General features: G+C 36.5%; 11 protein-coding genes. 6 read left to right on the top strand and 5 right to left on the bottom strand.

From position 1 onward, the window contains the following. Positions 1-77 precede the first annotated feature (77 nt). Positions 78-1,004: a class II fructose-bisphosphatase gene (glpX, locus tag OOK97_RS04215; protein ID WP_264705662.1), complete on the bottom strand. Its 927-nt coding sequence runs from the start codon at positions 1,002-1,004 to the stop codon at positions 78-80. Between the two features lie 115 nt (positions 1,005-1,119). Here glpX and OOK97_RS04210 point away from each other — a divergent pair, with 115 nt between their 5' ends. Then, positions 1,120-2,052 (top strand): ankyrin repeat domain-containing protein, encoded by a 933-nt coding sequence (locus OOK97_RS04210; protein WP_264704980.1) that lies wholly within the window; start codon positions 1,120-1,122, stop codon positions 2,050-2,052. A 14-nt stretch (positions 2,053-2,066) separates the two neighbouring features. Continuing rightward, a complete protein-coding gene (locus OOK97_RS04205; protein WP_264704979.1) occupies positions 2,067-2,363 on the top strand; it encodes a hypothetical protein in 297 nt (98 codons plus the stop codon). Between the two features lie 85 nt (positions 2,364-2,448). Here OOK97_RS04205 and ppdK read toward each other — a convergent pair whose 3' ends face one another. After that, positions 2,449-5,184 carry a pyruvate, phosphate dikinase gene (gene ppdK, locus OOK97_RS04200; protein WP_264705661.1) on the bottom strand — a complete coding sequence of 912 codons (2,736 nt, stop codon included), beginning with the start codon at positions 5,182-5,184 and terminating at the stop codon, positions 2,449-2,451. 210 nt (positions 5,185-5,394) lie between these two features. Here ppdK and OOK97_RS04195 point away from each other — a divergent pair, with 210 nt between their 5' ends. After that, on the top strand, positions 5,395-6,246 hold the full coding sequence (locus OOK97_RS04195; protein WP_077188186.1) for an Rpn family recombination-promoting nuclease/putative transposase: 852 nt from the start codon (positions 5,395-5,397) through the stop codon (positions 6,244-6,246). Between the two features lie 106 nt (positions 6,247-6,352). Here the strand turns inward: OOK97_RS04195 and OOK97_RS04190 are convergent, their stop codons facing one another. Beyond that, positions 6,353-7,708 carry a phosphomannomutase/phosphoglucomutase gene (locus OOK97_RS04190; RefSeq protein WP_264704978.1) on the bottom strand — a complete coding sequence of 452 codons (1,356 nt, stop codon included), beginning with the start codon at positions 7,706-7,708 and terminating at the stop codon, positions 6,353-6,355. Positions 7,709-7,835: 127 nt separating this feature from the next. Here OOK97_RS04190 and OOK97_RS04185 point away from each other — a divergent pair, with 127 nt between their 5' ends. From OOK97_RS04185 to OOK97_RS04175, 3 genes are all read left to right on the top strand, one after another. Beyond that, positions 7,836-9,470: a hypothetical protein gene (locus OOK97_RS04185; RefSeq protein ID WP_264704977.1), complete on the top strand. Its 1,635-nt coding sequence runs from the start codon at positions 7,836-7,838 to the stop codon at positions 9,468-9,470. A gap of 509 nt (positions 9,471-9,979) precedes the next feature. Further along, complete coding sequence (locus OOK97_RS04180) at positions 9,980-10,243, top strand: hypothetical protein (RefSeq protein ID WP_007552904.1); 264 nt, start codon at positions 9,980-9,982, stop codon at positions 10,241-10,243. Beyond that, on the top strand, positions 10,233-10,748 hold the full coding sequence (locus OOK97_RS04175) for an IS110 family transposase (RefSeq protein ID WP_065095460.1): 516 nt from the start codon (positions 10,233-10,235) through the stop codon (positions 10,746-10,748). Before OOK97_RS04180 ends, OOK97_RS04175 begins: the two co-directional genes overlap by 11 nt. A gap of 352 nt (positions 10,749-11,100) precedes the next feature. Here the strand turns inward: OOK97_RS04175 and tsaD are convergent, their stop codons facing one another. Both tsaD and OOK97_RS04165 read right to left on the bottom strand, forming a co-directional pair. Then, a complete protein-coding gene (gene tsaD, locus OOK97_RS04170) occupies positions 11,101-12,108 on the bottom strand; it encodes a tRNA (adenosine(37)-N6)-threonylcarbamoyltransferase complex transferase subunit TsaD (protein WP_065095013.1) in 1,008 nt (335 codons plus the stop codon). Between the two features lie 436 nt (positions 12,109-12,544). After that, entirely contained in the window at positions 12,545-13,282 is a 738-nt protein-coding gene (locus tag OOK97_RS04165; RefSeq protein ID WP_264704976.1) for a WD_0702 family putative metalloprotease, read from the bottom strand. Between the last annotated feature and the right edge of the window lie 402 nt (positions 13,283-13,684).

Raw genomic sequence — 13,684 nt, 5'->3', positions numbered from 1 at the left:
CACCTCTATTGTTATAAGTAAACTTGATTATATCTTAATGCTAAATGTTGTAAAGCTAAAATTAGAAACTAAAAAAGCTAACATAAGTTCTGCATTGTTTGCAGCTTTATCAGCCTATTAGGCAGAATTATTAAAGAATTAGTTGAATAGGTATTATGATTCAATTTAACTCCATCCACAAGTTCTCCGCTTGTTACTCCAGTTGCAATGAACACTGATTCACCTCTTGCCATATCTTTTACGGCGTAGACTTTTTCTGGGTCATCAATATTTAAATTTTTTGCTCTTTCTCTTAACTGATCCGTATCAAGTACTAATCTTCCCTCCATCTGTCCGTCGATAGAGCTTAGCGCTGCAGCCGCAAGCACTCCCTCTGGTGCTCCTCCTATACCGATATACATATCATGATTGCCATTTACTAGTGAAACTATGGCCGCAACATCACCATCATCTATTAGTTTAATTTTTGCTCCTAATTTCCTGATTTTCTCTATTAATTCACCATGCCTTTCACGTTTAAGTACAGTTACCACGAGATCATTCACTTTGCATTTTTTTGCCTTGGCTAAATTGTCTAGATTCTTTTCAATGCTATTTTTTAGTGAGACTACACCCTCTGGAAGATTTTTTCCTACTACTATCTTTTCCATATAAACATCAGGTGCATGTAAAAAATTACCTTTTTTCGTTGCAGCAAGAACGGACATTGCCCCTGATTTGTAATGAGCACAAATCGTAGTGCCTTCAAGTGGGTCAACAGCAATGTCAATCTCAGGACCATTTCCAGTGCCAACCTTCTCGCCAATATATAGCATCGGCGCTTCATCTCTCTCACCTTCACCAATTACGATAGTACCATTTATTTCCATTGAATTTAATACTGTACGCATTGCATCAACTGCAACCTGATCAGCCTTTTTTTCATCGCCGAAGCCTGCTAGTTTATATGCAGCAAGCGCCGCAGCTTCGGTCACTTTAACTAATTTATAGGCTAAATCTTCCATCATTTGCTTTAAGAACTATATTCAATATATATCATGCTGCTTGAAACTGCAATATGCCTTGACTGGTTGTGGGAAAGTTGCTATAATAAACTAACATATAGTAGTAGGGTTAGTTATGATATATAGTAATGATGATATTAGAGAGTTGTATCTAAATATAAATGAGACTGTAAAACAGAAGCCTCAAGCAAGTCTTGAAGAATTAAGTAAAGAGCTAAATGCAAGAATTGATCTAAAGCAAAAATTTCATAATGGCTGTGTGTTGGGAGATTTACTATTAGCACTTGCAATTGAAAAAAGTAATCTAGATTTTATAAAATTTCTCTTTAAAAATGAGCTAAAAATTATTAGTATCATTTCCCAACAAGAAGAAACATGCCATATTCCCAAAACTATAAATGGTCAATCTATATTAAATTATGCTGTCCATTTTGGTAATACCGAAATTTTAGATCTACTCTTACAAAATGTTAACGCAGAACAATTAAAGAGTAATGCGTTAGATAAGGCTATAGACAAAAACAATGAAAAACTTGTTACGTTACTCGTGTCAGCGATAGAGGAGAAACAAGAAAAGCAAAAAATATCTAATGAGGAAATTAAAGTAGGATCTGGCAGTAATAGTAATGCCACTAGTAAATCTATAGCAACATCAACAAAAAAAACAAATCCAACTACTGTACCAAATAGTGGTAACGGTAGGAGTGTTATTAATAAACCAGTATCTCCTGTAGTATCAACAAACGCCGGCACATCCGCTATGTCAAGCGGTAATGATAAGTCTAGTAATATAAGAACTCACGGCGATGGTCTATCAAATCATACTATTACACCAAATAGTGGTAACGGTCAGCATCATAATAACAAAAATGAAACGCCTGTAGTAACAGTGCCTTCTATATTAACAAAGAAGACAAATACCAATCAAACTGTTACACCAAATAGTGGTAACGGTCAGCATCATAATAACGAAAATAAAACGCCTGTAGTAACAGGGATTGACCAAACTGCCACACCAATAATGGTAATAAAGCTAACGGCTTTGTAGATGCTCAATTTTCTATGCCAAATGAACAAGAAACTAAATATAAAGAGAGCAAAAAGGATTTTTACACCTCATTGACAAAAGATGTTGTTGGAGTTGTTATTACAGGATTATTCATTACTGCTGCTGTGATGGTTCCATTTGTAGCTGGTGCAGTAGTTTGCAGTGTCATAGCTGCTTTGATTGCAATATATACCGGGTTGCATGTAAAAAATTCTACATTACCAAGTTATAGGGAGATGAGAGAGAATGAAGTTGAACATGTAACAGGATGTCATCCCAGTGCCCAGACACTGGGATCCAAAAGGCCATAATAAAAACTAGATTCCAGCGTCACGCGCTGGAATGACACCCTCTGGTGGGCTCAAACCATATGAGTAGCCAACACTGCCACTATACTTACCTAGCAAATTTAGATCTAACACTAAACTGTGCTGCCACTAACTTTGCAACCGGTACTCTATAGGGTGAGCATGAAACGTAATCCACCCCTGATTCGATGAGAAACTCTATGGATTTTGGATCTGCTCCATGCTCTCCACATATACCCAGTTTTATTTCTTTTCGGGTTTTTTTGCCTCTTTCAATGGCTATCTTGATTAACTCCCCTACCCCTTCGATGTCCAGCACTTCAAATGGGTCGTTTCCGAATATGTTGCTTTCCTTATAAGAATCGAGGAAATTAACTGAATCATCTCTTGAAAGTCCCATGGTTGTTTGCGTTAAATCATTAGTGCCAAAACTAAAAAACTCTGCATGTTTTGCTAACTTATCAGCAATCAGTGCCGCTCGTGGCAGTTCTATCATCGTTCCAATTGAATAAGCCTTGTCTGATGTCATTCCAGCGCGTGACGCTGGAATCCGCTTCTTGATCCTAGCTGAGATGACAGAAAATTCTTTCTTCACTAGCTCGCATATCAGAACAAACTCTTTCTCACTCATGATAAAAGGAATCATGATTTCAGGCTTAACTTCTACCTTTTTCTCTTCCTTCAGCTCATTTGCAGCACTAAGTATTGCCCTGATTTGCATGCTATATATTTCAGGATGAGAAATGGCAAGTCTACAACCTCGATGGCCAAGCATTGGGTTCTTTTCTGATAACTGTGCTATTTTATTTTTTACTGATTCAACTGACTTACTAAGCGATTTGGCGATTTTTTCTATAGTAGACTGATTATTGGGTAAAAATTCATGCAAAGGTGGATCAAGCAAACGTATAGTGACTTCCCTGCCCTCCATAATAGAAAATATTTCTTTGAAATCAGACTTTTGCATTTCTTCCAGTTTAATGAGCGCATTTGCCCTTTCATTTTCATCGTCAGCTATTATCAACTTTTGAATGAATTCGATTCTATCACTAGCGAAAAACATATGTTCTGTGCGACATAAGCCTATACCTTCTGCACCGAATTCTTTTGCAATTTTTGCATCTTTTGGAGTATCAGCGTTCGCTCTCACTTTGATCGTTTTGATTTCATCTATCCAGTTGATTATCGTTTTGAATTCTTGCGATAATTCAGGCGAAATTGTAGGAAGAATGCCAAGCATAACCTCCCCTGTTCCTCCGTTGATGGTAATTGGTTCACCTTTATTTACTTTTGTATCCCCTACAGAAAAGAAAATTCCATCTTTATCGATATAAAGTCCACTTACACTGCAAATGCATGGCTTACCCATTCCACGGGTTACAACAGCAGCATGCGAGGTCATCCCTCCCCGTGCTGTTACTATGCCACTTGCAGCATTCATTCCATTAATATCTTCAGGACTCGTTTCTGACCTTACTAAAATCACTTTTTTGCCCTGCTCTGTAGCTTTTTCAGCATCACTTGCACTAAACACTACATATCCAGAAGCAACCCCTGGAGAAGCCGGCAGCCCCTTCCCTATTACTTTTTGATCGCTCTTAACGTCAAGAACTGGATGCAATAAATTGTCAAAAGTTTTTGGATCAATTCTCAATATTCCTTCTTCTTTTGTAATCGTTCCTTCGTTTACCATATCAACTATTATGCGAATAGCAGCTTCAGCCGTGCGCTTGCCAGACCTAGTTTGCAAAATCCATAACTTACCGTCCTGCACAGTAAATTCGATATCCTGCATGTCTTTATAATGCCTTTCAAGTTTTTCACATACCACGCATAATTCTCGGTAGACACTTGGCAGCAACTTCTCCATGGTGTTTTTTTGCTCTCCGTCAATTGGCATAGGAGTATAAACACCAGAAACCACATCCTCACCCTGAGCATTAACCAAAAACTCACCAAAAAGCTTTTTTTCTCCAGTTGAAGGATTTCGTGTAAATATCACACCAGTTGCAGAATTATCATTTAAATTACCAAAAACCATTGCTTGCACGTTGACCGCTGTTCCAAGGTTTTCAGGAATATTATGTATTCTTCTATAGGAAACAGCCCTATCATTTTTCCAAGAGGCAAATACTGCATTAACTGAGTTTAACAATTGCTCTTCAACGTTCTGCGGGAAATGTTTCTCAGTTTTTTCATATACTATCTTTTTAAAATCGTTAACAATTCTCTTTAAAACATCAACATCAAGATCAGCTAAGCTTTTTGCTCCACTCTTTTGCTGCTCATTATCAACAACATCTTGAAATAGGTGATGATCAAGCTGTAGTACAACATTGGAGTACATCATGATGAAACGGCAGTAGCTATCGTAAGCAAAACGTTCGCCACTTTTTTTTGCAAGCCCAACAACGGTTTCATCATTTAGACCAACATTTAAAATAGTATCAAGCATGCCCGGCATTGAACTAACACTACCAGAGCGTATTGAAACTAATAAGGGGTTATTTAAATCCCCAAACTTACAACCGATGTCATTTTCGAGCATCGCCATGTAGTTTTTGATTTCACTACATATGTCATTCCAGTGCGTGACCACATTTTTTTCTGGATCCGAGTAGTCAGCTACTTGGATGACAGAAGATCTATTGTCTTGATAATAGACTTTGCAAGCAGAGGTGGAAATTGTGAAACCAGGTGGAACAGAAATGCCAACATTGCACATTTCTGCTAAATTTGCCCCCTTTCCTCCCAGCAGATTTTTCATTTCTGCATTGCCTTCGCATTTACCCTGGCTAAAGTAATGTATTAACTTTTCCCCCATCATTTTCTCCGGATTTTCACTGATAAACACATTGTACATATAGTTCCAATAAACCTGTGAAGACTTGAAACCTTAGGATAATAAATTTTACAAAATTTGGCAACAACGTTCCTTACAACAACATCAGTAAAGTTAACAAAAAAGATGACAAATTATTGAATTATTATCAATAAGAATATATAATATAAAGATACATTTAAAAATTTTTTTATGGCTCTTTCTAAGTTTCTCGACCCCAAGAATGATGTTGCGTTCCGGCGTATTTTTGGTACTGAAAAAAATAAAGACATCCTCATTCACTTTCTCAATGATATTTTGGGGTTCACTGGCAAAGATGAAATAAAAGAAATAGAATTCCTCAGCACTATTCAAGATGCTGAAATTGCCTCTAAAAAACAAAGTATCGTTGATGTTCTTTGCAGGGATGAAAATGGGGTGCAAGTAATAGTCGAAATGCAAGTTGCCAAAACTAAAGGCTTTGAAAAACGCGCTCAATATTACGCTGCTAAAGCTTATTCAAGGCAAGCTGATAAAGGTGATCAATATCAGGATCTTAAAGAAATCATTTTTATAGCTATTGCTGATTGTATTCTCTTTCCTAATAAATCTGAGTATAAGTCAGATCATGTAATGTTAGACAAAGATAGCTATGAACATGATTTAAAAGATTTTTATTTTACATTTATCGAGTTACCAAAATTTCCTAAAACTAAAGAAGACCAATTGGAGAGTATAGTTGAAAAATGGATCTATTATTTTAAATATGCAGATGAAACTAGCGAAGAAGAATTGGAAAAGATAATAGGTAGTGATGTAATAATTAAAAAGGCATATGAAGAACTAAATAGATTCAACTGGTCAGAGAAAGAATTTATTGCCTACGAACAGGAAATAAAACGTATTCGTGATGAACGGGCTGTTCTTGAACAAAAACTTGATGATGCTAAAAAGGAAGGAAAAATTGAAATTGCAAAAACAATGCTGGCTAATAATGTTGATGTCACCACTATTGTTAAGTTTACTGGCCTCTCCATGAGTGAGATCAAAGAATTGCAGAATTAAGTGGACCCGCAAACGGTTACACGAAATAATGCTGCAGCCTGACCAGGTGATAAGTACATTTAGCCTATTTATCTTTATACTTTCATGCCAATTTTATAAATCAAATTTATTTCTGTGAGTAGCTACAATTTAAAGACCTTGCTTCATCAATGTAATGGAACAAAACCTTTTTAGTAAGTTCAAAACCTTCTAAAGTCTCTCCTTCGCATCTTGCTGTAATGCAGTTTTGCGTATTTGATACCCTAAGAAGCCACCAACCTTTATTATCGGTTACCTTAACACCATCAAGATCTGAAAATACAATATTTTGCTGCTCCAGTGTTTTCTTTATTGATTCAATTATTTGAAACTTTTTCTCATCTTTCACTACAATCTTCACTTCATGAGTGATATATAACTTCGGTAAATCCTCAATCACCTGAGATAGGCTTTGGTTTTTCTTAAGCAAAATGTCAACTGCTTTAACAGCAGAATATAGCCCATCATCAAAACTTAGCTCAGAAAAGAAGAAGTGCCCGCTTAATTCACCAGCAAACTTTGCCTCTTCCTCTACCATCTTCTTCTTAACTAGTGAATGTCCAGTAGCACAGGTGATAACTTGCCCTCCTAACTTGCTAACAAAATCATGCACTTTCATACTCATTTTTACGTTAGCAATAACTTTGCTTTCTGGATATTCCTCCAACACTTCACGTGCAAAAATTATAAATAAATGGTCATTGGAAACAACACTGCCTTTATCATCAATTAAGCGCACCCTATCACTATCACCATCTAGCGCAATGCCAAGATCACATCCATATTCCTTCACAATGTCAATTAATTGAGCAAGATTTTTTTCCTCTATGGGATCTGGATCATGCAGTGGAAATGCCCCATCTATAGAGTTATTGGTTACGATATGCGTATGACCGGGCAAGATCTTTTCAATATACCTTATGATTCCACTTGCTGGACTATTTCCACAATCCCAGGCTATTTTTAACTTTTGTGTATTATTGTTCTTTACCGCACTTTTCAATATGCTAATGTACTCACTATATATATTTATGTTAATTAAGCTTCCAATTCTTGTGCTGTTTTTAATTGGACTGCTTATAATTTCCTTTATCTCTTGATCTGAGAAGACTTTTTTATTACTAAAAAATTTAAAGCCATTATATTCGCTGGGGTTATGAGAGGCAGTTATTATGATACCAAGATCCGCCTGTGTGATTTGTGTTGCAGCGTAAAGCATAGGTGAAGAGCATAGTCCAACGCGTATAACATTTGCACCGGATAAAGTTAAGCCCCTAATTAATTCTCTTTCTATACCTGGTGAATCTATTCTACTATCGTAGCCGACACAAACATTAGCTACGGTTTGGCCAAACTTTCTGCCTATTTCGTACCCATCATTAATCTGCAAATCTTTGCCTATTATACCTCTAATATCGTATTTTCTTATAATGGTATTGTCCATACTGTACTTCTTGAAGTGACTACTATATAACATTTTAGCCAAATGCTCAAGTTTATTTATCCAACAATTAGTTGACTTTTTAAAGAAATCTGTTAATATTATAGTATATTTTTTAAAATGTAAAATTATGCCACAGGAAAACGAAAATGTATTGATAGCTGAAAGTCAAAGTTTAGATGTAGATGAACAGAAGAAAAATGATATTTTAAGTGTCATTGAATCTTGCAACGATCTTCAGGATTTTATAAAAAAACTAAAGGAAGAAAATCTCATCTGGTACTTTATTGGTCCTTTACGCAAAGATGAGAACATTACAGGACAGATAAATTTAAAGTGGGAAAAGGAGTTCCAAAAATTTGAGCAATCAATAGACGCAACGCATAAAGAACTTAAGTCGTCTCTGCCTGGTCAAAATTTCTTAGCGTATTCAACAAAAGATAATGACTTCAAAATTAGATTTGAAAATGAAGAAAAACCAATAGAAATTAGCAATATTTTAAGGGCCAGCAGTGAAGGTAAGGTTTATAACATATCTTTAGGGAAAGATAGTCAAATAACTGCAACCAAAAAAGGCAGCGAAAGGCACTATGATTTTACTGGTTCAAGCTCATGTGAAATGACCATTAATTGGCAGGCTAAGGATTCTGAAGGTAACAGCATAGACTGTAGCATGACCGTAAAATTGGATTCTGGTGGTATACAGAGTGTTATTGGTGAGCCAAAATTTGGAGGAATAACGAGTTCAGAAGAAGTATTAAAGTTAGTCGGACAAAATAAAGAAGTTTTTATCAACGGAAAAACTCTGTATCAAGCTTTTACTGGCATGTCCAGGAGTGTAGATGATCAGCAAGTACCAGCAGAGGAAATATTTACAAAAGATCCACATATATCACCACAGTCACCTACACCGAGCAGCAGTGGGTATTTCTCTCCTAGCACACCTTCTTCTCGTAGAAGTTCTTTTTCTGTTGAAAGCAAGATTGATGATGAAGAGTTCGAAATCACTGATGAATACATTGACGATGACTACGATGAACAAGAAATACACAAAGATTATGAGAAAAAGTATGAACAAGAAAGATTAAAAGGTGTAGATGAGGCTATAAATGAAATTAACAAACTTGCAGAGCAGCGTGACAATCTAAGCTTAGAACGTGACTCCTTAAAATCCACACTTGCGGAACTCGAAGAGAGTTATAAAGAAAAGGAAGACATGTTACAAGAAGAGTTGAAGTCTGTCAAAGAAAGTCTAGAGCAACTGCAGAACATATTACAGCAGGAAAAAGGTCAGGCAACTCAAACTGAAGTTGAATATGAAAGTAGAGGAACAAGCATGCAGCAGCAAGACCAAGGTATACAAGCTGTAAACAACAACTCAAGCAGAATAGCTAGTGGGTTAAGACAAGAAAACAAAAAATTGACTAGAGACAAACTAACTATATCTGAACAATTAAAACAAAAAATAAGAGAGATTGACGAGTTAAAGAAAAATTTAAAGCAATTACAAGAAGAAAATAAACAACTCAAACAAGAAGTTACTAAAAATGCAGGAATTGATGCATCATCTTCAACAGGTCAAAAAGAAGCTAAAGAAACAGAAGTTATACCGCAAAACATTATGGATTGGCCTGTTCCAATTCCAGATGATAAACCGGAAGAGCAGAAAACTCCATTAGAGCCAATCAAGGTAAATACAGAATTATCAGATCCAAAATCAATCTCCGCTGAGGGTCCGGAAAAATCTCCTCCTCTTTCAAAATGATGAGTTTTGCTTCTATAGCTGACCCAAGCAACACGTCATCCCGCGATTTATTCGCGTTATCTCAGCCGCTAACACGTAGCGGGATACTTAACCGTCATACCGTGATTTATTCACAGTATCTCTTAGCCACTAACAAGCAGCGGGATGACAGCAATCCTACGTCATGCCGCCGCGGTATCTCTAGATCCCGCTAACTAGTAGCGGAATGACGAATTTTTGTTTTTCAAATTATAGCTAAACATACTGTAATTGCTATTGAATGATGGAGAGACATACTCCATTATTTTAGCACGAAGTAACAAATTCAATGAATTGGTTCTTCAAAAATAATTTAAACTTTTACAGTAGGTCATGAAATATTATAGCGATCTCATTAAAAGAAACTTTTATAAGTATCGTTGATGAGAAAGGAAAAGTTGTTAAGGAAGAAGTTGTTGCAAGCGAAAGTAAGGCAATAGCAGATTAGCCAAGGCAAAAAATACGAACCCATAGGAATAGAAAGTGGATAGTTGTCAATATCAATGTGCAAAGAGTTAAGGAGTTTTGGATTACCAGTAATTTGTGTAGATGCAAGGCATATGGCAGCAGCGTTGTCTGCAAGAATCAATAAGAATGATAAAAACGATGCGAGGGGTATAGCGCAGATGATGAGAAGTGTTAGTAAAATCAGTTGTCAAATTAAAATAGCGCTTGGAAGCAGAAGACAGCTAATGTGTAGCAAACAGCAGGTTATTGGAACAATAAGAGGGTTGTTGAAGATACATGGTCGATAAAGGATCAAAATTTGAAACTTTCGCTTTAAGAATACAAGAGGCAATAAATAATTTGGATGAAATCAGTAGGAGTTCAATTGAAGCGTTAGTTTGTAGTTTGGAAGCAATAGAAAAGTCATTAAGAAAGCTTGACAAAATGCTTTCAGAACAAGGTGAAAAAGACGATGATTGTAAATTGTTAACTACTGTTCCAGGAGTGGGGATTATAGTAGCAATGACGTATAAAGCTGCAATTGATAACCCACATAGGTTTGAGAAATCTGATACAGTTGGAGCATATATAGGGTTGACACCAAGGCAATATTCTTCTGGAGAAGTTGATCGGCATGGCAGCATATCAAAGATGGGACCAGCGGAATGTAGAAGTATGTTATATGAAGCTGCACAAACAATGCTTACAGTTACCAAGAGGACATTTAAATTAAAAAACTGGGGTTGCGAAGAAAAAAGGAATGAAAAAAGCAATTGTAGCAGTAGCAAGAAAATTAGCTGTAATTATGCATAGGATGTTGGTTGATAAAACAGAATTTTATTATCAATAAACATCAAAAGAGCATAGGACAATAATTTTATTGAAAATAAAGATAGCAATGCCGATGGAAGGGACAAGCAAGAACTTAGTTAGACTTCGTGGTAAATATGTTGCCGTCCACTTCCGCCTAACAAGTATAATGCGGCTTGACAAATTTATTGTCATCTCAGACCGCGGAGAGAACCATATGCTACTTTTAACTTATGTAAAATTACCAAGGATTATGGAGAAGATATGCTGTTTTGATTTGTGTGAAAATTATTGTTGACTTATGTGCAATTAGAGAACCTAAGTCACTTTAGCTATAATTCAGAATTGAGAGCTTTTAATAACTCTCTAACTCCCACTTAGGTCTTGGTGCAAAATTGAGAGAATCTATATAGCTTTTCTGTAACATTTCAATTCCTGCCCATCCAACCATTATTGCATTATCTGTACATAGGTTGTTGGGAGGAAAAAATATGTTTAAGTTTATGTGTTGTTTTAATTTTTCTCTCAAGAAATTATTTGCTGCAACTCCGCCGGTAATCACAAAGTCATTGATTTTGATATTTAAAGATTCGGCCATAATAATCGCATTACTAACCCTGTCCAGCAGTATGTCACTAATACACTCTTGAAACGAAGCACATACATCACACACATCTTGCTCGCTCATTTTAAGTTCTTGCACTAAGTTTTTTACTGCTGTTTTAATTCCAGAAAACGAAAAGTTACATCCAGAACGTTTTATCATTGCCCTTGGCAATTTAAATCTTGCACCATTGCCTTTTTTAGCTAACTTTTCAATTAATGGCCCTCCGGGATAGCTTAAACCCAGCATCTTAGCAACTTTATCAAATGCTTCTCCTAGTGAATCATCGAGCGTTTCTCCAAGTTTAATGTATTTACCTACATCCTGTGCAATTAAAAATTGACAGTGACCACCTGATATTAGTAGGACTAAAAATGGAAATTTTACCTCATGCAGTAACCTAATAACCAATGCATGCGCTTCTAAGTGATTCACTGCAATGAACGGTTTTTGTGCTACATGCGCAATTGCTTTAGCCATCATTGTACCAACTATTAATCCACCTATGAGTCCTGGTCCTGATGTTGCTGCAATTGCATTGAGGTCACAAAAGTTAAGGTTAGATTTTTCCACGGCGCTTTTTATTAGACCACTTAAATGCTTCATATGAGCACGTGAAGCTATTTCAGGGATCACCCCACCACGTTTTTTGTGTTCTGCTTGGGAGAGAATTTCGTGAGCAAGGACTTGCTTGTCACTATTTACAATCGCTACTGCAGTTTCGTCGCAGCTTGTTTCAACAGCTAAAATGGTTTTCATGTATATTTAGTTACTGTATTACCAAAACTATACTTTGAAACGCTGTAGAAGTTAACTGCAAAGTTAACTTCTATAGCTAAAAGATTTACCGACAACCGTCATTCCGCTACGTGTTAGCTGATGAGATACCGCGCACAACTGTACGAACATTCATTCTTAAAGGTAAACTGCACAGCAAATGGTGTCATTCCAGTGCTTGACACTGGAATCCAGCCTTGCCGTAATCTCATCAAGAACGTTGTGTTTTAACATAAGATCAGCCACTTTTATGCTCACCAACTTAGTGCCCAATCCAAATTCCTGGATTCCAGTGTCAAGCACTGGAATGACACCATCTACTACTCAAATTACCTGCAAATTGCAATGTTCGTACACCAAAAGAATGAATCACGGTATGACGGTTCGCGGCGGTATGACGTCTGGCCTGCACTATAAGCTAATCATCATCTCCAAATATAGAGCTAATTTTTTTGCCCCCAGGAGAAAATTTATTAGTCCAACTGCTTTGCACTTTGGTTACGTCTTTAGTGGCAGTTTTATTGCTGTATTCCTTGATTTCCTTATCTATTCTCTCCATCATTTGTGAATCAAGGTAGCTCTTTTTCCATTGGCCAGTAGCAAGGAACACTTTGTTTAAGTCTTGAGTGCGGATTAAGTATTCTTTATCTTTAGGGTAAACCTCCTGCGCCCAAGCAAATAGCTCAAAATAGCGTGCAAATAATTCAGATGCGCGTGATTTTGCAGTTTGATAAGCCTGTATCTCCTTAAATATAACTTGGCCGATAATTTTCTGCACAAGAATATTTGCTTGCTTTAGGTTCTGCTCAATATCCTGGTAAACTTTATGGAGGAATTCCTGCTCCAAATTTAAGTTCAGTTCATTTTCAACCATGTGTGAAAGTTCATGCACTATAATGTATGGGTTTGACTTCCTCAGTACAATAACATATCTATTTACACTGGAAGACCTGATTATCTTACACACTCCCTCTTCCATATCCACTAATCCCTCTTGGTATATTTCAAATGAGAGCCTATTTTGCTTTATTAGTGATAAAGTGAGGTTTAATGTGTTTCTAAACTTCTCAAATTGATAGAGATATTCGACATACCGTATTGCATTTTCACTGCTTCCTACTTGAGTTGCTTGTTTTATTAAATTCCTGATTAGCATACCTTATTATTAAAGGAATTTTTTTTATACTCAAGAATTGATTGGCTACAAAGTGTTTTTAGGAAGCCTGATTGCATAGCTAAAGTAATTCATGTTTACTGATAACCGTCATACCGCTGCTTGTCAGCGGGATCTATGGTGAGATACCGCGAATGAATCCATAGCTGTACGAACATTCATTTTTGAAGGTAAATTGCACAGCAAATGGTGTCATTCCAGTGCTCTTTTTTTGTCATCCCAGTCTGGGATCTATTTTGCATGTAACTCCAATTGTGTTTTGGCATAAAACGCGACACGTATTAGACTTATTTGCAAGCAAAGCTTGCTAGATCCAAGTAGTCAGGGCACTGGAATGACACCATAGGGGCACTGCCGTCATAAAGGAACCAGTGTCAGCTACTT

It is taken from the genome of Wolbachia endosymbiont (group A) of Gymnosoma rotundatum, assembly GCF_947250765.1.
Classification (GTDB): domain Bacteria; phylum Pseudomonadota; class Alphaproteobacteria; order Rickettsiales; family Anaplasmataceae; genus Wolbachia; species Wolbachia pipientis.
Note: the sequence above shows the minus strand (reverse complement) of the source record. Positions and strands in the feature narration are given on the sequence as shown.